At 58.9% G+C, this 23230-nt stretch carries 15 protein-coding genes; 6 read left to right on the forward strand and 9 right to left on the reverse strand.

What is annotated here, in order from left to right:
- The first annotated feature begins 25 nt into the window (after positions 1-25).
- Together BJA_RS07930 and BJA_RS07935 are read left to right on the forward strand one after the other, a co-directional pair.
- On the forward strand, positions 26-1048 hold the full coding sequence (locus BJA_RS07930; RefSeq protein ID WP_011084368.1) for a cytochrome-c peroxidase: 1023 nt from the start codon (positions 26-28) through the stop codon (positions 1046-1048).
- 507 nt (positions 1049-1555) lie between these two features.
- On the forward strand, positions 1556-2548 hold the full coding sequence (locus BJA_RS07935; RefSeq protein WP_063921606.1) for a hypothetical protein: 993 nt from the start codon (positions 1556-1558) through the stop codon (positions 2546-2548).
- Between the two features lie 4 nt (positions 2549-2552).
- Here the strand turns inward: BJA_RS07935 and BJA_RS07940 are convergent, their stop codons facing one another.
- Positions 2553-2912 (reverse strand): methylamine utilization protein, encoded by a 360-nt coding sequence (locus tag BJA_RS07940; protein ID WP_011084371.1) that lies wholly within the window; start codon positions 2910-2912, stop codon positions 2553-2555.
- 879 nt (positions 2913-3791) lie between these two features.
- Here BJA_RS07940 and BJA_RS07945 point away from each other — a divergent pair.
- Positions 3792-4412 (forward strand): Crp/Fnr family transcriptional regulator, encoded by a 621-nt coding sequence (locus tag BJA_RS07945; protein ID WP_236842178.1) that lies wholly within the window; start codon positions 3792-3794, stop codon positions 4410-4412.
- Between the two features lie 208 nt (positions 4413-4620).
- Here BJA_RS07945 and BJA_RS07950 read toward each other — a convergent pair whose 3' ends face one another.
- The 4 genes from BJA_RS07950 to BJA_RS07965 all read right to left on the reverse strand — a co-directional run bounded on the left by BJA_RS07950 (position 4621) and on the right by BJA_RS07965 (position 7057).
- Entirely contained in the window at positions 4621-5112 is a 492-nt protein-coding gene (locus BJA_RS07950) for a hypothetical protein (RefSeq protein ID WP_011084373.1), read from the reverse strand.
- Positions 5113-5456: 344 nt separating this feature from the next.
- Complete coding sequence (locus tag BJA_RS07955; RefSeq protein ID WP_011084374.1) at positions 5457-5849, reverse strand: avidin/streptavidin family protein; 393 nt, start codon at positions 5847-5849, stop codon at positions 5457-5459.
- A gap of 307 nt (positions 5850-6156) precedes the next feature.
- Positions 6157-6633, reverse strand: a complete 477-nt coding sequence (locus BJA_RS07960; RefSeq protein ID WP_225895088.1) for a hypothetical protein — start codon at positions 6631-6633, stop codon at positions 6157-6159.
- Positions 6634-6862: 229 nt separating this feature from the next.
- The gene (locus BJA_RS07965; RefSeq protein WP_014498117.1) at positions 6863-7057 is read right to left on the reverse strand and encodes a hypothetical protein; all 195 of its coding nucleotides are present in this window, start codon (positions 7055-7057) and stop codon (positions 6863-6865) included.
- A 293-nt stretch (positions 7058-7350) separates the two neighbouring features.
- Between BJA_RS07965 and BJA_RS07970 the strand changes: the two genes are divergently transcribed.
- The 3 genes from BJA_RS07970 (at position 7351) to BJA_RS07980 (ending at position 11924) form a co-directional block, all read left to right on the forward strand.
- Positions 7351-7488 carry a hypothetical protein gene (locus BJA_RS07970; RefSeq protein ID WP_155256745.1) on the forward strand — a complete coding sequence of 46 codons (138 nt, stop codon included), beginning with the start codon at positions 7351-7353 and terminating at the stop codon, positions 7486-7488.
- A 43-nt stretch (positions 7489-7531) separates the two neighbouring features.
- The gene (locus tag BJA_RS07975) at positions 7532-7756 is read left to right on the forward strand and encodes a hypothetical protein (RefSeq protein WP_014498116.1); all 225 of its coding nucleotides are present in this window, start codon (positions 7532-7534) and stop codon (positions 7754-7756) included.
- Between the two features lie 1339 nt (positions 7757-9095).
- Entirely contained in the window at positions 9096-11924 is a 2829-nt protein-coding gene (locus BJA_RS07980; protein WP_011084380.1) for a hypothetical protein, read from the forward strand.
- A 210-nt stretch (positions 11925-12134) separates the two neighbouring features.
- On the opposite strand, the gene BJA_RS07985 is transcribed toward BJA_RS07980, so the two are convergent.
- The 4 genes from BJA_RS07985 to BJA_RS08000 form a co-directional block, all read right to left on the reverse strand.
- Positions 12135-13448 carry a hypothetical protein gene (locus BJA_RS07985; protein ID WP_161170733.1) on the reverse strand — a complete coding sequence of 438 codons (1314 nt, stop codon included), beginning with the start codon at positions 13446-13448 and terminating at the stop codon, positions 12135-12137.
- Between the two features lie 14 nt (positions 13449-13462).
- Positions 13463-14203, reverse strand: coding sequence for a hypothetical protein (locus tag BJA_RS42800; RefSeq protein WP_225895087.1), 741 nt, complete (start codon positions 14201-14203; stop codon positions 13463-13465).
- 166 nt (positions 14204-14369) lie between these two features.
- A complete protein-coding gene (locus tag BJA_RS07995; RefSeq protein ID WP_011084384.1) occupies positions 14370-14981 on the reverse strand; it encodes an amidase domain-containing protein in 612 nt (203 codons plus the stop codon).
- A 118-nt stretch (positions 14982-15099) separates the two neighbouring features.
- Positions 15100-23220: a hypothetical protein gene (locus BJA_RS08000; RefSeq protein WP_231166597.1), complete on the reverse strand. Its 8121-nt coding sequence runs from the start codon at positions 23218-23220 to the stop codon at positions 15100-15102.
- Positions 23221-23230 lie beyond the last annotated feature (10 nt).

Below are 23230 nucleotides of genomic sequence, written 5' to 3' on the forward strand. Positions count from 1 at the left end.
GGAGCACTATATCGTCGAGGAGCCGATGAGGATCTGGGTCAGCTTAGCTTTGCTCGCGGCCCTTTTTCCGCTGGGCCAACCTTTTGCCTCGGCAGCGGCGGAGACATCAGCGGATGCCACGGCGCGCGCCAGCTATCGTCGGCCGGCGGCGATCCCTTTTCCCGATCGTAATCCCTACACGGTGCCGAAAGCTGCTCTCGGGGAAAGACTCTTCTTCGATGCGCTGCTCTCGAAGTCCCGCACCCGTTCCTGCGCAACGTGCCACAATCCGTCGCTTTCCTGGGGTGATGGCCTCGCGCGTGCGGTCGGCGAGGATCCCAGCGGCCTGCCATTGCGTGCGCCGACCCTGATCGACGTGGCGTTCACCGAACCGTTGGGGTGGGACGGCAAATTCAAGACTCTCGAAGCCGTCACGTTCGGGCCGATCACAGGCCGGCCCAACATGAATTTGACGGAATCAGAATTGATCGCGCGTCTCTCCGCTATCCCGGCCTATGCTGATGCATTCGCAGCCGCATTCGGGGACGGTGCGATCACGCGACCCAGGATCGAAGCCGCGTTGGCGACTTTTGAACGAACCATCGTGGCTGGCGAAGCGCCATTCGACCGGTGGATCATGGGAGACGTGACATCCGTCAGCGCCGCGGCAAAACGCGGCTTTGAGATTTTCAACGGCAAAGCCCATTGCTCAAACTGCCACAGTGGACCATCGTTCACTGACGGATCGTTTCACGATATTGGCGTCGCAAGGAACGACGACGTTGGACGCGGTCGGCTTTTTCCGACGTCGCAAAAGCTGCGGTACGCATTCAAAACGCCGACACTGCGCGATGTCGCGCGGCGTGCTCCCTACATGCATGATGGATCGGTCGCAACCCTCGAAGAGGTCATCGAACTCTATGACAAGGGTGGGATTGACCGTCCGAGCCGCTCGCCTTCAATAAAGCCTCTATCTCTGACGGAAAGCGAAAAGGCGGATCTGATCGCTTTTCTTCAGACGCTCACCGCATCCTCGACGGATACGACTTTTCCCAGGTTGGCGCGATGACCGGTACCCCGATCGCGCGGTCGGGGAGGCTCTCAGGGGAAGTGCGGCAATGCCGCTCCCAGCAAGCCCAACACGAGGATGAGGAAACCGCCCGCCCACGTCTCCAGGGTTTCACTGCATGCTGTGAGCCGCATCGCGGTGCGGGCCAGCGCAGAGCCGACTGGCACCCTCTTCGTACGAAACGCACCAAACATGGACTACTCCGGACATCCGTTTTTTGTCTGACATTCAGTACGACACTTGCATTGAAGGCCCGTCGTCAAAATCTGTAAAATTGAAGGGACGTGCGCGATAGTCTCGCCGCACAAATCCTTGCCGGCGTGTCCCCATTAACCCAGCAAACAACCTTCGGATGCGAGCGCCGTCACATCCTTAAGATTTGTGCTAAGTTGAACAAATCGTCAGAGGCGGGCGCTTTTCCAAAAGGGGTGGTTTTTTATGTTCAGGTCTCCGACGCGGGATGCCTTTGCGGCATTCCGGAGAAGCTCCCTTTTTGCAAGGTCCATCGTGGCACTTTCTTTCTGGTTCTTGGGAACACAAGGTGCCAGTGCCCATGTCAAATGGTTCTGTGCCTATGACGCTGCCGGCCAGCCCCGATGCCTCGAAAACGTACTGTGCCAGGATTTTGAACTGCTGTTGGCTCTTGCCCTGCTCTGGTTTTTTTCCGGCTGCATGGTTGAACGGACGTCTTTGGCTGAGCTGGCGGCCCGCTCCCTCAACCGCTTCACGGACGGATTGCGACTACACACTGAGGAAATCGTCCGGGCTGTCTGCGGATTTTTCTTCATCTCGCTTTGGGCGGTGGGCGGTATCTTGCTGACCCCGGAATTGAAAACGACTTCGTCAATGGTTGGGCCTTTGCAACTCGCCATCGCAGCAGGCCTGCTGTCGCGCCGCACGATGCCCTTCTCCGCGGCGGGAATTGTCGTTCTGTTCGGGCTCGCCGTTCGAGATTACGGCACGTTTCATCTGGCCGATTATCCGATCTTTTTGGGCCTTGCGGCCTACCTCGCCCTCGCTGGCTTGCAAAAAGATCTGTTCGGCGTTCCGCCACTCGATGTCGTGCGCTACGCAACCGCCGTCACGTTGATGTGGGCTTCGGTGGAAAAGTGGGCCTACCCGGAATGGAGCTTCCCACTTCTGATCGAGCACCCCGGCATGACGCTCGGGCTCGATAGTGAGTTCTATATGCGCGCCGCTGGCATGATCGAATTCACGCTCGCGTTTGCCCTAGCTTGGACGCCCTTGGTCCGGCGCGTTGCGGCTGCCATACTGCTTGGAATGTTCATCAGCGCGTGCTTCGAATTTGGCAAGCTTGATGTGATCGGGCACTCGGTGATCATCGTCGTACTGGTCGCGATACTTTCCGATAATCAGCCGAGGGAAGCCGACTATCGCGCTCCCTGGCTCGCTCCGGCCGGACTATGTGCGGCGTTGACGGTTACGCTGTTCGCCTACTATGTCGGTCATGCAGCGATCTTCAACACCTCAATTCTGTAGGGCCCTACTTTTTGACGTGCACGCCAAGCTTCATCTTGGGATGAATGCCGCACAACACAGTGTAATCACCAGCCACAGAAAAGACGACGTCGAATTGGCTGCCTGGCTGTTGATCGCCAGAATCGAACTCGAAGGTGTCTGAGCTCAAATAGGTGTGGTGCATGAGCTCACCGTCATCGTTGATAAACCGTAGGGTCTCGCCGCGCTTTATTACGATTTCTTGGGGTCTGAATTCTCGGTCCTTTTGCGAAATTACATAGGGGGAGGCGCCTAGAGCGGCTCCAGCGAGGAGCCCTCCCACTATTGCGGCTATCATCTGAAAACCGAACTTGCCTGTGCGTGAAGGTATTAGCCTTTCTCTCATTCCGACCTCACTGAAGCTAAATTCTATAAAAATGCGACCTTACCGCGGACCGCCGGAGCCCGGGACTAGCGACACTTATGACAGATTGATCTTTATTTTGCGCCTCGGTTCCAATCATTATTAGAGGAAAACTGACGCGAGGCAGGCGGCCGGCTGTGTCCACGCAGCATGTTTGCGCTTTGGCGGTGCGAGGGGACTGCCAGTCGTCGCCAGGTGTCCCTGCGGCGAGACAAACGGTGCTCCCTCATGGCATCAGCGGTTGAAAAGGTTGATTAATTGTCTTGAGATCATCAGTGCAAAACTCGTGTGGGTCACAATGAATTTCGGCATAGAGGGAGCATGACTAAACTCTCGCCTGACATCTGAAATGTTCTCTGGCGAGGCGCGGTTGCCTTAGTGGTGCTGTGTTCGTCTCACGCAACGGACTTCGCAATCCCCGGCCAGGCGGTAACAGCGTGGCGCGCTGGTCTGACGGCGTTCCGGCGCCGACGAGTCCAAGGCGAGTTGCTCCACACCCCGGTCGGTCCCCGTCAGGCGTTGAAATTCGTCAAAGACGCCGTCTTAAGGCCGGATTTGTGCTCAACGCGCTGCACATTGCAGGAATCCGTATGGGTATTTGGCTACGTTTCCAGCAGATATCCACGCTGTGAGACGGACTGCACTATGACCAATCGGGTGCCAGCCGTCCTTGAACCGCGGGACAGCTCGGGTGACCCCGCTCTCGCAGGAGTTACCGGCACACAGCCGACGCTTCGTCGGCTCGATAGCCTGCGTCCTAATACGCGGCCCCCTGTCAGAAATGCTATCCTGTCCAGAATTTCTCCGGACGGCCTCGCGGCATTGGGGGAGTGCCTTGAGCCGATCGTCCTGAAAGAGCGTATGGTTCTGCAAGAGCCGAAAAGGCATGCAAAGCACGTCTACTTCGTGGAGTCGGGCCTCGTCTCGCTAAGGGTTGTCGCGGCGGGGAGCGTGCTTGAAACGGCCGTCATAGGATCTCGGGGTGTTGTCGGTGCTTCGTTCTTGTGCGGAGGACATCTTTCGACGCATCAATCTGTGGTGCTCTTTCCCGGAAGCGCGCACAGGATCCGTGTTGAGGAATTGCGCCGGCTAGTAGAAGAGCGTCCTGAGATCCGAGAGCATCTCTTTGAGTACGTTCAAGCGCTGACATTTCAGTGCGTTCAGACAGGATTGTGCGGGGTTCGGCACGATCGTGAACAGAGGCTCGCGAGCTGGCTTTGTTTGGCGAGTGATGCTGCTGACGTTTGTGTGCTGCCAGTTACCCATGACTACCTTTCGTCTGTCTTGGGACTTCGTCGCGCTGGGGTAACGCAGACTCTAAGCCGATTCGAAGAACGAGGGCTGATCCGCAAGATGCGCGGTGTCTTGGAGATTGATGAACCCAAGTGCCTCGAGAAAAGGGCATGTTGTTGTTACAAGCTCATTTCAGGCGCCTATGCCTCGTCTCAGTCCGCGATTCCAGCAAAAGAGCTGATGGGGTAACAACGTCGCATAGGCTTCACCTCTCCAGTTCATATCGAGACGACTTGCCGAACACGGTATTGCTGCGCGGAGCGAAGAGCCGAACAGCATTTGCGCTTGACTCCTACTCAAACAAAGCAAGTTTGAGGATAGAGGTTCTAACATCGATGGCGCCAGAATCGCCTGGCAAGTGCACCGTCGCGAGGATTGCGGGAGGTGAGGAGCTTTTTCAGTCTTGCGCCGGCCCGTAGTCGCTCGCCAGGAACTGATCTTGTGTCCACTGCCTCAACGCATCATCGTTGATTGTCGAGTTGACTAGGGCATTCCAGTTCTCACCTGCCTCTTTCCATTTCGTTCTCCGGTCCGGAAGGCTCCGCAGTAACCGGAATGCGCTCGTTGCAATCTTGCTTGCCTCTTTACCTTCAGCAGCCTCGCGGATCACGTCCTTGAAAGTTTGCTCCGGAAAGATCCACCCGGCGCCCGTGAAGCGCTCAGCAAAGATGTATTCGAATGAGGCCCGAAACGTAACGGCTGCTAGAGCATCCTCGTGTTCCGTGCCTTCACTACGCACGTCAAACCATTGCAACAGTCTTCGGACAGCGGCAGCGGGAGCAAGCTGGCGATCACCGAGAGTCAGAGATACGAACATGTACGCGATGTCTGATTGAAGTTCGTTGTCCAGGGACACGTACCAGTCTTTAATCGCTTGAATAGGTGACATAAAATAATCCCGAGAAAACGACGCCAAGGCACGTGCTGAGGATCTCCTCGAGAATGAACCTAGAGCTCAGGGATGACGCGCAGAGTAGCGCGCTTCGAACCGAAGTATTAGCGAAGTGTCTACCACCCGAACCGCCGAATGCAACTGCTCGGGACTGGATCGGTGCTGGTCAACCTGCCGCTCGAGCTCTTCTACGAGGGCGGAGAATAGGCCGAAATCCGCCGCGTCGGCGCGACGCTGGGCCCGCGCGCGCCGGGCTCAGCGTCACACGCCGCTTCGGAGTGCAGACGTCGCGAGAGCGATCTTCAAATCTTAGGTCGCTGCGTTTGCAGGAAGATTGAAAACTACCATACGCGCGTGAATATATCCCCACCCTTCAACCTGCTAGGCTTGCCTTTGTTATCAACGTAGAACAGCGTCCAAGACGTTGGCATCTGAGACCCCTTAATTGTTCCAACCCAGCGGGTAAAGGAATTGCACTGGGCAAAGGTAACAACAAAATACAAGCCGGTTGGACTAACGGATCCCGCTGCAGGATACGGGATGCCCTGGCACGCAAACCCTTGAGCATGGTTTGTGAAAGTCCCTTGTATCGTCCCGCTATTGGCGGACCAAATAAGCAGTTCCGAACCTCGTTCATTTTTCCAGTATGAGGGAGCGGGAAGCCCCTGCGCCATGGCCTCGGCGGAAAGCAAGAAGGATTGGGCGAGCAGCAAAAGCCCCAGAAGTCTCTTCATATTGAAGCCCCAAAATTAGTCGCTTAAAGATCATGTAGTGTGGTTCAACTTGAGGTCATGTTCGCTGCTCTTATCTCGCATTAGGCAACGGAATGCGGCGCATATGCGCCAGGTAGCGCTGGATCGCGGCGGAGTCGGACTCCGTCGAGCCCCCCGGCACCGTTACCCCGACATGGTTCCTGGCGGCCGCGCGCCGAGCCCACTGCTAAAAGTGGATCAATTCGCCGGAAAGCACCAATGCGACACGGGCGGCGAAACACTGACCGACTACGACTTAATGGGATTGAACATTCATCCCGAATGGTGGCTACCGACGGTTCTTGTCCTGGCCGGTCTCAACATCGGAGACTTCGTCAGCGTGCTGATCAAGGCTGTGATGGGTCGCCGAAGCGTTTCGTCTTGATCGGCGACGGTTAACGAACTCGTTGATAGCATCGTAAGCCTGAAGCAAAGGCGGCGTCAGCGAAAAGAAGACGCCCAGCCCGATCGCGATGACAACGTGGCGAAGAGAAGAGCTATCATCCTCTTCGCTTGATGGTTCGGCGTTCTCCTTAATTAATGCGGGTGAAAGCCTACCGGCGGTGCCGTTCTGACGGCTAGATTTCCGCGGTTTGCGCGGAGGAATCATGACTAGTACAAAGAGGACGTTGATCAACAACCAAATACTTAGAGCTATAAGAATCGTTCGCATCAAGTGTCCCAACCCGCTTGCCAAACAACGCTGCGAATGATCGATCCCGTAATCGGCCTCGATCGTGTGATTATCACATACCTCAGAAATCAATCGGTTAGCCTATCGCCTCGGAGGTGCATACAGCCACGATCGAATATGACGAAGCGCGTCTGCATGTTGTCACCGCGAAGTCCACAAAAATGCAACGGCAAGCGTGGTAGACGCCAGGAGACCTATGAGCGCCGTGAAATCTCATGTGCAAATCTCTTTAGTTGGGCTGTTGGCCGCGAGCTGCACGAGATTGGCCAGCGCGAATATCCAAGAAAGATGACGGTCCCGTTTAACGCGGAAGAAGCGGCGCAGAAAGACAGCGCACGAAGGCCCTCCTGCGCTGATTATCATCGCGACTGCCATCTACCGGGATCAGTATCATCAACCATAATTGGAATGCCGCCCGGATACTTGCTGCGGCATGTGCCAAATCGGCGACAAGGAGCATCAGCGCGGCAAAAAACGCGCATATGATGCGTTTCATGAAGTTTTCCTTCACGTTATGTGGGAAATGCGTGAAATCATTGCGCGGCGATTCTAGGTCGCTAAAAAATCGGGACCGGAAAGTCGGGAGATCTGTCTGCGCCGGCGGGAGACCCCTGCGGGGCTTACTCGCGGCGATTGTGTCGGCTATAGGATTGTCCCGAGCCGTCAGTAGTTCTGAACGCCGCACCCCAGAATGACCCACCCCACTCGTCGATGGCTGCTTGCCGCACTGGCCATCCTGGCGGCCGCCGGCGTGGTCTACAGAACAAGGCGCGTGACGAACTCACGGCCATGAAACTTCAGCAGGCTTCGATCGGCCGCGCTTTAGAGGTCATCAAACATCAGCAAGCATCTACCGGCCGTGATCTAGAGGCCGTCAAACATGAGCAGGCATCCACCGACCGTGATTTAGGGGGCCATCAAACATGAGCAGAAATCGACCGATCAAGCGATCGTTGCGCTGACGAACGCTTTGCGAACCTACCGCTCCGAGGTGACCGACTTCGCCGCGCAATATCAGGCGATGTCCACTCGGCTGATGCTACTCGATGTGGCGCACCGGCCGGCATCGGCCACTGCGCTGCGCCTGATGCGCGCGAAGCTTGACGTGATCGAGGAGGCCCTGCAGCGCCAAAGCATCCTGCTCGCGCAGAAACTAGCTAATCTCAGCAAGACACCTGCGCATGCTGACCCGTAGACACCTGCTGGCAGGTTTTTCCTTGCTGGCATGCCCGACGATCTTGCGGGCCGCATCCGCCGTCGTAGTACCCGAGCCATCTCAAAAGCGCATAACCTCACCAATCAGCGTCAGCCATGCCGGGATCGACGGCGCTCAGATCGGCCGCAAAGAACTGCTTGAGGCCCACCCCTAGCCAATTCGCCCGCGGTCGGACTGTCCACGTCTCACCTACCGGCTATACCGCCGCAACTTGGCTGATGCAGCGAGCGGCACCGATGTGGGAAGCCGCGGGCTTCTTGGGTATGAGCGAAATGACGCTTCGCGAAACCTATGGTCATCACCACCCGGCCCGCCCTGCGTACCGCAGCGAACGCTATCGGAACGCATTCGGCACCGAGCAAGAACGTAGGATTGGTTGTTTCGTTGGTTGACGAAAAGACGAAGCGCGAACGGGCGGGCCAAGCCCTCCTTGAAAATACTGGTGGGCCCGGCAGGACTCGAACCTGCAACCAGACCGTTATGAGCGGCAGGATGCGGCAGGATATCGATCGGCTTCGTTGATTTTGCTGCTTTTTCGTTTGAGTTTGATCGCGTTCGTTGCGTTTTGTTGAGGTCGTTTCTGGTGCGAAACTGGTGCGGTTAGTGAATCGGGATCGAACTTGGCTAGCCCCGATCGTTCGGAACACTGCATGTCGGGGTGTGAGCCTGGCCCATGCTGGATTGGACCGGGACATCTGAAAAAGCGAAGCATCATCAGCAGTTAAAAATGTGAGTGACGTCGTGACGGCGGGCGAAGCTTCTGAAGACCGTTGAGGCTGATCTGACCGGAGACGACGACACAGGTCTGACCGATCTAACAGAAGGATCCGATGTCGATCGTACGAGAAATATTCAGGGCAGCGGAGCAAATTACGACATCATCTACTTCAGAGGGCGAGTCGAGCAAGGGGGGGCCGGTCGAGGTCTCTTTCTTGAAGCCTCGCTGCATGCACTTCGCGTCAATTTTACCCGCCTTGGGTCGTGTGGGTGCCAGATGCCCGCAATGGTAGTGCCGACGAGACGCATTGCCATTGCAACTTGGTTCGCCCCCAGTCTAGCCTGTCCGGACTTTCAGTCCGGCATATCTGATAGAGAAGCCGCAAGTTGGCTTCCGAGGTCATTTGATACCTCAGATCAGATTCTTTCACGGATTTTCGAGCGATCCGCTCTTCCACTTCTACTAGCATTGTATTACGATGCTACTTTCCTAGCATTGCAGCAAATGACTGCTAGAGCCTCTGACACAAACTTCGTCGCCTGGTTCGCCGTAGTGACGGTAGATGCTGCCATAATGGCTGAATTTTTCTAGCGAGCGAACATGTCCGCGAGCCGAACAATTCTCATAACGGTCCATGGGATTCGAACGTTTGGGGAATGGCAAGAGCGGCTTAAGAGCCTCGTTCAGGACGCAAATCCGAACATCGACGTCAAATCGTACCGTTACGGCTACTTTAGCGTTATCGCCTTCCTGATTCCGATTTTTCGCTGGCTGGCTGTCCGATCTTTCCGCAACCGGCTTCGTGAGATTATCCGGGAAAATCCAGGAAGTCCGATCACGATAGTTTGTCACTCTTTCGGAACGCACCTTGTGGCTCACGCCCTCCGCGGCATCAAGCCTGACGAATTACCTGTCATCCCAGCACTGATCCTTTCCGGAAGCGTCCTTCGATCCAATTTCAACTGGCGTCGCTTGCGTGCGACTGGAAAGTTGAAGTTGGTGGTCAATGATTGCGGAACGAACGACGGAATTCTAGTGCTGAGCCAAATGCTGGTACTGTTAACTGGTATGGCCGGACGGGTCGGCTTCTACGGATTCACCGACGACTTCATTGTCAACAGGTACTTCGCAGGCGGTCACAGCCATTACTTCCGCCCTGTCGGGAACGATCCGGATTCGTTTATGCGCGAATGGTGGGTACCCATCGCCGCTCTTGCTCAAGCTCCGAAGCCGGCCGGCGCGCTATCGCTAGGCGGGACTCTGCAAGGCGTTTTACATGCATTCATGCGGATTGCGGATCCATTGAAGGGTGGACTGTATTTTGGACTGATCGCCATTTTAGTTTTCTTCGGATACGTTCAACCGCGACGTGAGACGGCGCTTGAAGAGGGACGGCGCCAATATCAGGCCGCCGCCGGACAAGTGGGTAGCGACCGGCTCGTGTCGGATGCCGTGGCGTCCCTCGCTCGTCTGATCAATGCAGGGACATTCACTACCGAAAGGGACGTGGCCCGAATGTCCGATGTCGCGAGGTTCGGCTTGCAACGCCTGCTCACCGCGAACGAGGTTCTTGCTACAGTTCCAGCGGGAAGCATCTTCCGGTGGTCCGGTGGAATCTACCTCAAGGGGGATAGGGTTCTGCGGCTCGACGTTCCGCCGCCGCTCTTTCAGTTTCGACACTCCGACGCTGGAGTATCGGTCCTTATCACCGAGAAAGTAGTCGAGGTCGTTGAGCAGGAGCGGCAGCAACGTCAGATCGAGTTCATCGTGTTTGATCTAAAGCGTGCCACGGTTCTGATGCGCGTTCCTATCAACCACGATGGTCGCGCGAGCCGAGAATTTGTCGTGCGACCCTTGCGTGCCGACCGGAACCGCATTCTCATCGAATTTGCCGTGAGGGAAATCGAAGGAGACGACAGTACGACATACTACGTAGGTATTGACCTTGCGCGCCGAACAGCCCGGACATCGGCGATAAGGGAGGATATTGATCTCCGCTTTCATTCGAACTGCCAGAACTTGGCATGGTTCGACGATGAAGATAACGATGCAAAAAAGACAATCTCAATTGCACCACTGAGCTACCTGTTCGAGGATGCTATCGAGAGACGCACGGTGCCGCGACATGAGGATACGTCGAAATCCTATTCTGATGATCTACACCAGGACTGCGGAACGACTCTAGAGGTTCTCGGAATATCCAGGCTGCAATTCCCTCGATCGGTTCCCGAGCAGAAACTGTTCCAGATAGTGCAAGCCCCGACAATGGAGAATGAGGCAGCCGAAGATGCCTGCACGCCCGACCACAATCTGGGTACCGATACGCGGGTAGTAAAAGACATGACGTCGCTTGACTTGACGTCCATGAGCCTCATCAAAGGGACCAGCACGTCGCTTGAGCAGGCTAAGTCAGACATCCAAGATATGGGATGCCCTCAGATATTCTCCGGAAGCAAAGGGAAACAATATTTAGCGACAGCTATCGCAGTCGGACAATGGATGTACGGTCGTGTGATTTGTGAGATGATAGACGAGCGGCGGGTCGGTAGATGCGGGATCTACCCGTTTGCGTCCGAAGGTGGGGGCAGCATATGGAAGTCCGCTGCAGGAGATCTCGCAGTCCTCGGCGACGCGAGGACTGAGACGAATCCAGGCGGGTTTACAATCGTAGAACTTGCGAGTGGCACGCAGCTCGCGCCCAATGACATTCCACCTGGAACTGTTTTTGCCGCCGCGGTCGATAGCGAACGGCACGCGGTGATGGTGATCTCCGACGTGGAAGGATATCCGGGCGCCGCAGAGGTGTCCGCCTATCGCCTCGAAGCTGATGAGGTGAAATTGACTGGTCGGCGCACGTTTGAAGCGCCCTATGACGGCGTGCTCACTCACGAACGCGGTTCGGCCAACAAGAATGATGCGGCTCGGCCCAGGTTGGTGTTCACGGGCGGCGCGTTCGTCCTCTCCATGATGCCGGACACGCTAATCGCCCTCGACGTTCCAACGCCGACGAGTTGGTTTGATCAGGCCGCCGGGACGATCTCGAGCTGGTTTGTAAAACGTCAGGTGCTCCCGGATGCGTCGATCCCTCTTCGGTGGAGCGTACAACAGCTAGACCTAGGCGATACAGTTGCTGAGCTAACGGCGCGATCTGGAAGCCGAATACTAATTGCGCAGGTCGGTAGCAAGATTCGGCTTTACTCAGCACTAGACGGCGAAGCATTGACACCGCGCATCGATCTGGCTCAATTGAATCTGAGTTGCGTAGGCCGGTTGCTGTCAGCCGTAATCGAAGCGGATGAAAGTCTGACGTTCACCCTCGAAGGCTGCCGCGTACAGCGTGCTCCACCAGCGGCCGCCGAACGTGTTCCACATCTGGTCTCTAACCTCGAGCACTATTTCGAGATCGATGGAGTGAAGTCGAACGAATAGGAGTTTGCGGAGGAGCGGCTGCCTCATGCGTTGCAATTATGGGCAGGCAGAGCGCGCCGATGGACCACGGTGTAGCGCAAAGTCTGAACTCGAAACAGGAATTCGGTTTGTCTGTGCTGGCGGCGCTCAGACGGGTCCTGCTAGTTCGTACGCGGCCAAGAATGGGATGCTTTTGCAGCGCTTCGCTTGCACGTGCCAGATAGCTTGTTCTCAAGAACAAAAGCGTAGATCGCAAGCGTAGATGCGCTTTGCTTCGATTGAGTTCGGGCACGCCATTGCGCCTTTGGTCCATACCTCGTGCTCTCGTCGCTGACGGTCGGACTGCACCTTCAAACAGGAATTATAACGGGCGATTGACTTCAAAAGGGCTCCCCACGTCGGACCGCCATAGTCGCGGTTGTCCGGTTTCAGGCGAAGCGCATTGACTTCTGCCTCGGATTCGGGCCGCACCCGCACGGTTTCTCCCAAGGCACCTGACGGACGCGGCTGTCCGGCCTCGAGATTGATCTGGTCGATGAGCGCACCGAGAGGGTCGTTCTGCGACCAGTTGCGCAGTTTGAAGTTCTCGACACGCTGGAGCGCCTCAACGATTGTTCGGCGTAACCACTGATGCCGGTTGTCTTCAATGTCGATCGGTTTGGCCAAGGCCATGTGGCTCTGAGTGATTGGCTCCTGCTCGAAGCATCCGGCGGTATGGGTATATATGCGCTCGACGACAGTCAACTTGAGTGCCGGGATCTCTGCGACCGTTTCGTACGCGCACGATACGACAAAGGGTTTTCCCTGGCGCGCCTTGATTACCGAGCCCCAGTCCGTCTGCAACCCAGCCAGGAGATGATTGTGTCCTTCCAGCGTTTGCAGGTCCGTAATCTGGTGCCAGCCCGCGCCATACCATTGCGCGACGTATTCACCCCAGCAAACTTTGCGCAAGATGGCTGGAATCCAACAACCCCACGTCTTGACGAAATCAGCGAGCGGTGCACCTTCAGAGGGTGACCCGAGAAGGCCGAGGCCCACGATCCGGTCGAGACGAGCTTGCTCGCCATTCAACTGGAGACGGACAATGGCGCGTCTCAGAACAATACCGCCCATGCTATGGGCTACAAAAAGGACGTTGTTGTATTCGTCCAAAATCCGAAGGAACTCCGGATTGCGTACGAGCGATTCACCGATCTCGGTCGCAGAAATCGTTGCGGGCGCCGCATCCATATAGCTAACCGTATACAAGTCGATATCGCCGAGCGTCCTGCCGCCGGGCAGTGCTGCCGCGTGGTCCCGCTCGAAAATTGTGAACCAGCTCAGTGCTGGCTTTCCGTTCACCGTTCGCTTCCCAGGCTCGTAGCGCGGGCATTCGAAGGATCGTTCGGCAGCATCGGCATTCGTGGTGCTGCTTTCGAAGGTCGAGCAAGGACCGCCTCCAAGCCCATGGACGAAGACCAAGGCGACATCCGCGCCTTGAGGATGTTTACGAATGGTTTCGACCCCGATCGCGGCCGCGGAGCCTATCGAGGTGAGGAGAAGCATGAAGACCAGGAACCCTATTCGCGGCATCGGGTGCGTCCTACGGCTCTGGGAGACTTGACCATTAACGTGACGGGTTTCTCGCCGCGGACCACTAACTCGAGACAGCCGCGTGCGCTCATGTCGACGAACTCAAAGGAACCAGCCTTGTCCGAAATGACCTCTGGTTTTTCGGCCTGAAAGCGGGCAAGAATCATCTTGGGGTTGTTGGCAAGGTAGTCCACCAGCGCCGCTGCCACGGCGTCGCCTGCCTGGCCCGACACGGCTGGTCCCAACAAGATCAGAAGGCTGATGAGGAGCGGTTCTGGCTCGAGCTTGTTCGGATCGATGGCGAGATAGGCGGCGGCTGTCTCCAAGGGCGTTGGCTCAGGCGGCAATTTGATGTCGCTGCTCTTCACTTTCTCTTCAAGAAAATCGACGCGGAGATATGCTGTGTCCCTTGTTCTGACCGACAGGCTGCCGCTGCGCACGCGATCCAGAAATTGACGCTGCGTTGCCCCGGCTCGATTCGGATCAGTGAGCTTTTCGTCGTTGCCGCGCGCAGCATCGAACCAGCGAAGCTGGCATGCGCCGCCGCCCGGTTCGATGATCCGGCACGTCCCTCGCGGCGCGAACGATGCGATCGACCGTACCTCACGGCACGCACACTGGCACTGCGGTTCTGGGCTCGTTCGGCATTGCTCGTCCTGCGCGCGGAGCGAAACGATTGATGAGCAATACACAACTGGAAGAAGCGCGAGAATTCGTAGCCGTCCCATTGTCTATCCCCGGATCTCCGACGAAAGCCGGCCAGTCCTACCCGACCAACGGCCATCGCGGTAGTTGTGGACCTTATCATGCACGCCCTCTGCTGAACACATGCTTATCGTATTCCGGAGCCTGCGGGCGCTACGAGTGAACCGAGGGCAGCCGGTCTACGGAACGCTATGCAACCAGAGGCGCCGTGTCACGCACTCGCGCTAGCGTGTAGCTGACATTGGTAATAGCGACGCTATCCCATTCCTGGCCGGTTTCGTTGGTTTGATCGCATCGGCATCGCGTATGACATGCAATTCGTTTCTTTGCATCAGCGAGATACATCGCGGAATGACCATATGCATTCGCCGATGGATCCCAATAAAAGATCAAATCTCCGGCGGCGAGTTGAGAAAGCTTGTTCGCAGTTTGCGTGTGATTTGCCTTTTCGAGTATTGTTTCGATCAATCCGTCCTCGGTCAGTGTGCTGAACAATCGACGGGCGCTGATGACCCCATAGATCGCAGACGGGAAATCCCGGCGTATTGGCAGTCCGCCGCCGGCCTCGTTTGCCTCATGTCCAAGGCAGCATGAGAGAAAGTGGGCGCAATCATCGACATTGTCGATCTCCATCCCATCTGGTCGGCGCGCTGTTTCGTTAGTGTCAGTGCGGACGAAGATGGTCCCGTTCGGAACCTTAACGTAAGGAGTTGCTTCGCGAACGCCGATGTATCCATCAGAGCATGACTTCGTCCAATACTTGCGGGCGTACGCGAGCGCCTTGGTACGATCGTATGTCATTTTACCTCGTTATGTGCTCAGTTAAAAAACAGATCGAAGCAATGTCATTTACGACGACGTAGAAGACGTACGCAGGCATGCGATGGTATTCGAATCGGCACGCCGGCCATCCTTCCGATCAGCTCTCGGATTTCTCGAAGTCAGCCTTGGCCGAAGGCAGCTGGCCGCCGCCTGTTCGATCCACCTTGACGAGAAATCCGAACGCGTGACCCGAATCCGCTCCTGCCGGTCCGTTGCCGGCAAACGGCCAGAGAAACATTCCGCGCCGGCGAACGTGACCTGCGACCAAGTCGCTGAGCAGATCGGGATACTCGATCGCTTGGGGCAGTGGCGCCGTCGCAAACAGCGTTGTGCCGACGGCAGCGTCCACACGTTGCAGGGTTGCGAGCCCATACGTGGCGGCCGGCGGTGGTAGCACCGGTTGGGCAATGACGCCGACATTAAGTGTCAGTTGTTCTTTGTCGGCTGCTTCGTTGTTCACCGTGACCTGCAACCGGTCACCCGCCTTCAATTTTGCGGGCACGTCGGCCGACGGGCTTTTCGGATCAACGGGCTCTCGCAGCGCGGAGAGCGGAATCGCATAGATTTCGCAACCTTCCACGACATAACGCGAACCAGGGAATTTGGGGTTCGAGGGTTTGGCCTCGGTCGCCGCGATTTGCAGTGATCGCGACGGTCCGCCGTCGCCCGGCACGACCTGAACGATCAACGCCCAGGAGCCCGCAGGCTTTTCGACCTTCGTGTTGAGGCCTTTTTGCCGCTTCCAGAACGCCAAATGGATCGTCGCGGCAGGATCATATTCGGCCCGATCGACCGCAAGGACGTGCGGTACGTCTCCGATACCGACCTGATTGCTGGACGTTGGGCCGCCGAGTTCGCGATCATAGGCCGGATCGCCGAACGCCAGCGTGAACGTCTTGACTGGCAGCCATCGCTGCCGGCTCGGGATGTGCGGCAGGTCGAAAACCAGAACATGCGGCGGACCGGGCAGAAGCTGATTGACGGTTCCGGTTTCAAGCTGTGCAGAGCCGGATCCATTTATCGACGGATCGCCTTCATTCGCCTGATTGGGCCGCGTGCCGCGGATCGTTATCCGTACCGGTGTGTCTGCCGAGGAATCGCGAAGCGCCTGCGCGACGGCTGCCTGCGCCGCGTCACGCGCCGGTCCCTCGACGATGAAATCGATCATCAAGCGTGTTGGTCTGGGTCCGCTTGAAGGAAGCGGTGCCCAAATCATTTGGGTGAATACGACAATGATGTCCCCAACCCTGAGCTCAACCCGTGGACGCCGCTTCTCGGTCTGTGAAGGCAGGAGGCCGATCCGTGCCAGTGCGACGTGAGCGGCGGGATCGGGCCCGGTCAGATCAGTTGGCACGGTTGCGATCAGGCGGAGTCTTCCGTCCCAATCGGCCGAAAGACGCCCGTGATCTGGATTCTCCACGCGGATCGTCACGGCATGTGGGCTCCGCGTATCGCCTGTCAGGTGGCGATCGAAGCGTACGACTTGCGCCGGCCCCGCGACAACCTTGAAGGTTTTCAGATTCTTCGCGCCATCGATCTCGTCCATCGAGAGGTAAGTCTTGCGCCGGATCGCCAGGTCGGAGATTTCGGGGAGCGCCGATGATCGCGGGGCTCGAACCTGGCGTAGGGTTAGGGGTCCACGCCAGGCCGGGCGACCGAACCGGCTGAAATCCTTGTCGAACGGCACCATGAACGATGTCAGCAGTACGCCCTCAAACTGCGAGAGCATGACACCAGGCCGTTGTCCGGTGACAGTGGCTTCGATCGCGCCCGGAAGCATCGGCGCGAGACCGGCACGGTCCGCCGATTTGGCGGCTTCAGGCAGCGGATTTCGAGCCTGACCGAACGCCGCGGCGATCGCGTCAATGGTCGGCGCGCGGGCTCGCGGAGGAGCCAGCACGGAATGCCGGTCGGGTGGGGCGCGCAGACTCTTTGCGGCACGGCGACGGAATGCAACCCGTTGTCCGGCCGTGATGAAGGCGCTCTCGCGCATTTCTGCGGCATCGGCCGGGAGATAGCCGCCTTCAACAGTCTGGTCAGGAGCGCCGGTCGGGTCGTGCTGGATCTCGTCATCCGCAATCGCGCTGCGGTTCCATGCGATTGCTGGCCATGCCAAGCCCCGCACGCGCCCCGCCCAGGCGTGCTGCTCGTTGCGGCGAACTTCTTCCTCGCCAAGACTGACCTGCGCTTTCGCGGTGTCATCGGCACGGGTAACCAGCGGCCAACCCAGTGCCGGCGAGGCATAGATCGTATCGGACAGTCTTCGCAAAACGTGCGGCCGCTGCTCCTTCATGAGCGGCATCGCGGGCTGCGTAACCAGCCACGAAACGTGCGGTGGCGGAATCCGCGACGGCGAATCCGGATCGCGAGACGATTTAGGATCGTGAATCGTCAAGTAGCTGCTGTCGACGCTGGCGAGTATCAGAACCCGCGGATTCGCGCTCAACCCGAATGCGCGCATCGACGCATCGGCGCGTTGCTTGCCGTCAAGGACCACCTGGTTGCTGGCGGAATCGACCAGCGTGGCGGCAAGCGCGGCGGGAAGAAAGTCATTTTGCACCGATGCTGCGTCGGTCACGATAAGTGTCACCGCCGGCGCGGCAGGATCGAGGGGCGGCGAATTCGGGGGCCATGCCGTCACCGTAAACCTGACCTCGCCAGAAGCACGGACACCGTCAAGGGGTACCTCCCGTGCCGTCAAGCAACTGATCCGCCGGACAAATGGTGGCACGGGATTGCTGCTCAGCGCCTTGCCGTAGGCTTCCGCCACCGCACTCAACGCCAGCAGCGTGCGCGGGAAAAGCGGCCGGGACAGCGGGGGAACGGCCGCGGTCTTTGGCACTAGCATGGCCTGATCGACGGCGACCATCGCGCGGGCCTTGCCGCCGCCCACGATGGAAGACATCAGTGTTTCAAGCAGACTTTGCGTTCCGTCCTGAACCGCACACGAACTGGGCGGCGGTCCCTCCAGCGACCGTGGCGTGCCGGCTGTCGCGTCATACAGAGCAATATTGTAAACGCGATCGCCGTTGTCGGTGTGGGTTTGCGGACAGGCTTTCAGCGCACCAAGGGCGGCCTCGCCGTTCGCGTCTCCCCCCGGAGAACTGGACAGGGGCGACCATGGCAGGATCCATTGGGGGACAAGCACGACGCCTCGGTTCGGCGTTTCCAGCGACGTCACGACTTCGGTCAGTGCAGCGCCGGTGAGAACGAGCGAGTCCGGTGCGACGGTCCCTTTCAGCGCCTGCATGACATATTCAACGGGGAAGCCTGCATCAGCAAGCGCGCGGCGAACCACGCCGGCTATGCGGACATCGGCGTCCAGCGCGGAGTCCTTGTAGCGCGCGAGGAATGCGTATCGATCTCGCGCCGGATCCGGCTGCAGATTTGCCGCCGCAATGAGCCCGTGCATGTCGAACATAATGACTTCATCGATTGACGTCCATATCAGCGGAGTGTTCGCCAGCGTGGCTGGCGCACCCGGCCACGCTCCCTTCACGGGTGTCAATGTGTGATCGACGACAGCTCGGAACGACCACGACCTGCCAAGGAGCACGGCGTTCCCGTTGGCAACAAGGATGTCCGTCGGCAATTCATGTGCGCAAAGCCGCGGTTGTACCTTGTGCGCGAGCATCAGCTTTGCAAGCGGGTCGCCGCTGCCACGCATGGTCAGCGTTGCCGGCCAGTCCCCCGGCACGGAGGAATCGGGATCGAACGTGACGCGGCTCGGCGTCGCGTAGCCGACGGGCCACGAAACCGAACTGATGTCGAGGCCCGGCGCCGCAAATGCGGCGTCGAACAACAACCGCGAGGTCCAGCGCACCGGGTTGCCGTCAACTGCCGCGGCGCCGCTGTGACGATGCCGGATGGCGGTGATCCGTTGCGGCGATGTCGACGTATCGGCGTCAAACGCGAATTCGACCAAGGCCGAGCCGAGCGCAGGGGTTGGCCATGTCGGCCATTTCTGGCCTTCGACGGCATGTCCTTTCGGGAATACGACGGCCACCACCCCCTGCAACGTCCCGGCCGGCAGATGGAAGCCGCGGAAAAGCATCGGAGGTTGCTGCCCGTCGACCGGGCCGGCGATCTTGTCCTTGACTTCGATCGTGACCACCCCGGTTTCGTGATCGATCGATTCCGCCCCATCGGCGGGGCGAGATCCGAGGCCAAGCCATTGCAGCGTACCGTTGGTAAAGTTGCGCTTGAAAACTGGCGGGCTATTCGCGTTGCGTAGCGGAACGGTGAGGTCGCCGTCGGCGAGATAAAGCATCGGACCGCCGCGCTCCGGCCAGATCAGTTCCATCTTCTTGAGGTTCAGGATGCCTTCTACCGGCGAAGCGCTGAATGACGCGGTCAATCCGGGCGGATTGAAGCCCGCATCAGTGGTGTCGAGATTGCAGTCCTGTCCGAACAGACGCACACGAAGGTTGGCGGACGCGATGTCGGGTTTACTGTTCTGGACGTCCCGGGTGAAATGGAAATCGAGGCTCAAGCGTGTTTTCGAGGTCTTCGAGGCAGCCTGATTGGGCCCGTGATGTACCTCAACATCCGACACCAGAGAAACCGACTTCGGTTTGTCGCCGGGTTTTGGATCAACCTTGGACGGCGGAACGAACGGGTCGGAGACCATGGTCGGATCCGAAGGATCCTTGATTTCGATCCGAATCATCTTGGTCAGGGCGAGACTACCGTCCGGCATCGATCCGGGCCCAAACGTCAGCCGCACAAGATTGCCGGTCGCATAGATCGCTTCGGCGGCGAACGGCGCGGTGTCATTGTCGTCGGAAGGAGGCGACTTGTATTGCACGGAAGCCAGCAATTCGAACTGCAGCACACCGCCAGCGGAAGCGATGTCAACACTGAGCAGACGTAACGGTCGGGCGGACAAAGGACCAGCCAAGTCGAACTCAAACCGACCGCGCTTTGGTTTTTTCTGGTTCCACGATTTCCCCCCCGGCGGTCTCTCTTCTTGCGGACCGAAGAAACCCCATTCGTACACCGTGCGTGTGACCCGGTTGCGATTGATGGCGGCGGGATCGGGCCCGAGTCCGGTTTCAAGACCACCGGAGGTATCGAAGGTCAGCTGGCCGGCGTCCGTCTTGAGCGGCAGGTCACGGAACCAGAAACTGCAACCGACGTCACCGACCATGACTTTGACCGGCTTGCGCAACGTTGCCAGCACCAGGGCCAGGTCGTCGGGCGCCGCACGCAGCGCCGCGGTCCGGCTAGTTTGAAGAGGCGAAGTCAGATCCGGAACCAACGCGAGCGACAAGCCACGCGCGTCTTGCAGATGGTTGGGCTGGGTCACGGGCGTCGCTGAACCGGGTGACGTGAAGGCGACGGGGAAAGAAGATGCTGCGAAGCCCTTCACCTCGATCTGGCCGGGACCGGGCGCCGTCGAGGGCTTCAGTTCATTGCCGGTCGTGGGAATTGTGAAGTTAGTGTCGGGCAGGCCAGCCAGCGCCGCGGGTCCATACTGCCAAGTGTTACCAAGGATATAAGCGCCGAGATGGACGTCAACGTTTGGTGCCGGAGGCAGAGCACTGAAACCGAATGTCGGCGGCTTCCAGACATACGGCTCTGCGATACCGCGAACGATGCCATCGGTTACGCCGCTTAACCGATGCCAAAGTTCAACAACGGGCTTGTGGTCTTGATCTTGCAATTCACGAAGCACGACGCGATCGCCTTCGGTCCGTGCGCGCGCCAATCGTCGTGCGTTTTCGAACCACACGCCGGATAGCCGCGCCAGATCGAGTGCCGTTGGCGGTGTGTCGATCCTTTTCGGGCTCTCGGGCGCCGCATCGGACGATCCGGCTTGCGATTTCGCGTCACCGGAAATCGGCACCTTCGGCTCCGGCGCCTTGGAATCTGCGAACAGCTCGTCGAGCACCGGCAAGTCGTAGCGGAGTGACACCCGCATCTGGCTGCTCGACACAGGCGTGGCTGCATCCGCCGAAGGCGTGAACTCGATGCCCGGCAATGTCAGCGAAGCCAGCGCCACGCCCGCGCTTTCTTCGGGAGATGACGGATACGGCCCGGGCGCCACGGCCCGCTGCGGTGGCCAAGGCCAGCGCCAGCGGCCGTCGCCATAGGCCGTCGTATTCAACGGCAGTGTATCGATGTACGGCAGCCGTAGCGCGTTGCCGTCGGTGTCGGTGGCGAAAGTCAATGTCAACGGTGTGGTCGGGCTGCCGATCACTTCGGCAGGGACCAGCTCGCGTGTTGCCGAGGGCCGCTTGGCGCTTTCGGCAGTTCTGGTCATCGATACCGATGAGACCAGCGCAAGGGTCTGATGCGGCTGCCAGACCAGCAGGGGATCCACAGCAGACGGGAACAGCGGCAGCCTAAAGCTGATCGACCCAACGCCTTTTTCACGGAAGCCGGCCACCTGGACTTGCCAGTTTGTCGGACCGCTGACACCGAATGCAATTGGAGCGCTGGTCAGGGAAGCCGGACCGGCGTCCAGCGGCGGCAAGATTTCGGTCGGCGAAGGACTGGCCTCGCCCGCCCACAATACGCCTTCAAGCGTTCCGGCCGCAGCATTTACCGCAACGGCGATGCTGCGCGGCAGAGCGGTGTCGAGCGGCTTCTTCCAGATCACGGTGGCGTTGACGCTTTGCGCGCCGACGATTTCCAGACCCGGCAGCGTCGGATCGTCGGCACGTGCGGTGGAGCCGCCGGCATCGACCGCAACCCGAAGGAAGCCGCGGAACGCTGAGCCTGCGGCGAGCAGCTTGACCGGCGGTGGATCATCGGGCTTCGGCGCGGGGGGAAGCGGCATCTGAACCCAGCCGCGTTCGAGCGCAATGAAAGCATAGGGCGGCCGCGTCCCGCTGGCGATGGCGCCGGATACCGCCCAGACCTCGCCGAGACGCGCCGCGAGCGGAGAGGCGTCGACAATTCCCGAAAACGGCTTGACCTCTATCTTGTCCGGATTGAACGGCGGCTTGGCGGCCTCGCTCCATGTCAGCAGGATAGTGGGCGATGCCGTGGCAGCTTCTTCCAGCGCGGCCGGACGTTCGGCTTGCGATGTGATGGTCAGGACAACAGGATCGGTCCCCCTGCGTGCGGATAGGGTGGCCCTGTGACCGGTAAGCTCGGCGACGCCGGGTTCGCCGCCGCCATAGTCCTCGCGCGTCAGCAGCCGAGCGGCCACCGCGTCTTCAAGCATGCGGATTGACGGAATCAGATCCGCGCCGGGCACAGCAGCCGGATTGTCGCACACCCAGACCGGCGCAGCCGGTTCACCTTTGACCTGAAGCGGCCAGGCCAGCGGTGGAAGGGCGGAAGTATCGACCTGCAGCGAGATGCAGCCGCCTCGATCGGTGAGGTCGCGCGACATCCAGTTCAGGCCGGCTTTCAATTTGATCAACGATGCCGAATCCGAAACTGGATCGATCAGGTCCAGTTGCAGGCCGGTCAGTCCGTTGCCGATTTCCACCGGAACCAGACGAAGGCGCAACGGCAATCGGTCACCATTGCTGGTTCCGAACGGATTGGGGGCGAGGACGTCGAATTCGACTCCGTCTGGCGTAAGATCGAAGGTGATGGCATCCGAGACCTTGGTATGGCCGGGGATGGGCTTTGCGGTTTTCCGCCGCCGGATGAACAGCCCGCCGAAGATTCGAATGTAGTCGCCAGGCGTCGCCCATTCGATTGACAGCTGTTTGGTCAGCGCGTAGCCGACGCTAGGTTTCGGTTCGGCATCCAGCGCGCAGGCGACGGGAATCCGGCCGCGTGTAGCGCGAAGCTGAGGCGCGGCAAGTTCGAATACGTTGTCGATCTTGACGAATCCGTCCGGCCGCGGCGGCCATGCGGTTTTCGGCGCCACCCTCAAATCCGAATAGCGGGAAGGGCGGGGCGGCGGTCCAGCCACGCCGGCCGCCGCCGGCAACGGCGACAAATCGGCGAGGGCGAGCGGCGTGAATTGCGCTCTTCCGATCGTGATAGAAGGCGCCGAGCCAGGGTCGTTGCGGAAGTCGACGGTTGTTGCCGCCATCGCCAGCAACATCGGTTCCTGGAACAGGACGTCGGCCTGATCCTGGATGGGTACCTGATCGGCGCGCGCGGCCTGCAAGATCACTCGGATCGAACTATTTCGCGGCGGTTGGTCGGCCGCTTTGGGTTGCGAGCCGAGATCGAGCCAGGCCTGCCACAGCGCTCCGTTGCTGCCATAGTCAGGCCCGTCGATGCCTACCCGGCGAAATGCGGTCATGCGACCAGCC

It is taken from the genome of Bradyrhizobium diazoefficiens USDA 110, assembly GCF_000011365.1.
Taxonomy (GTDB): Bacteria; Pseudomonadota; Alphaproteobacteria; order Rhizobiales; family Xanthobacteraceae; genus Bradyrhizobium; species Bradyrhizobium diazoefficiens.

Coding starts and splice junctions, on each gene's coding strand:
- BJA_RS07995 (WP_011084384.1), bottom strand. CDS start 14,981: ATGACATACGATCGTACCAAGGCGCTCGCGTACGCCCGCAAGTATTGG.
- BJA_RS08000 (WP_231166597.1), bottom strand. CDS start 23,220: ATGACCGCATTTCGCCGGGTAGGCATCGACGGGCCTGACTATGGCAGC.
- BJA_RS07955 (WP_011084374.1), bottom strand. CDS start 5,849: ATGAAGAGACTTCTGGGGCTTTTGCTGCTCGCCCAATCCTTCTTGCTT.
- BJA_RS07980 (WP_011084380.1), top strand. CDS start 9,096: ATGTCCGCGAGCCGAACAATTCTCATAACGGTCCATGGGATTCGAACG.
- BJA_RS07965 (WP_014498117.1), bottom strand. CDS start 7,057: ATGAAACGCATCATATGCGCGTTTTTTGCCGCGCTGATGCTCCTTGTC.
- BJA_RS07950 (WP_011084373.1), bottom strand. CDS start 5,112: ATGTCACCTATTCAAGCGATTAAAGACTGGTACGTGTCCCTGGACAAC.
- BJA_RS07940 (WP_011084371.1), bottom strand. CDS start 2,912: ATGAGAGAAAGGCTAATACCTTCACGCACAGGCAAGTTCGGTTTTCAG.
- BJA_RS42800 (WP_225895087.1), bottom strand. CDS start 14,203: ATGGGACGGCTACGAATTCTCGCGCTTCTTCCAGTTGTGTATTGCTCA.
- BJA_RS07985 (WP_161170733.1), bottom strand. CDS start 13,448: ATGCTTCTCCTCACCTCGATAGGCTCCGCGGCCGCGATCGGGGTCGAA.
- BJA_RS07945 (WP_236842178.1), top strand. CDS start 3,792: ATGGTTCTGCAAGAGCCGAAAAGGCATGCAAAGCACGTCTACTTCGTG.
- BJA_RS07970 (WP_155256745.1), top strand. CDS start 7,351: ATGAAACTTCAGCAGGCTTCGATCGGCCGCGCTTTAGAGGTCATCAAA.
- BJA_RS07930 (WP_011084368.1), top strand. CDS start 26: ATGAGGATCTGGGTCAGCTTAGCTTTGCTCGCGGCCCTTTTTCCGCTG.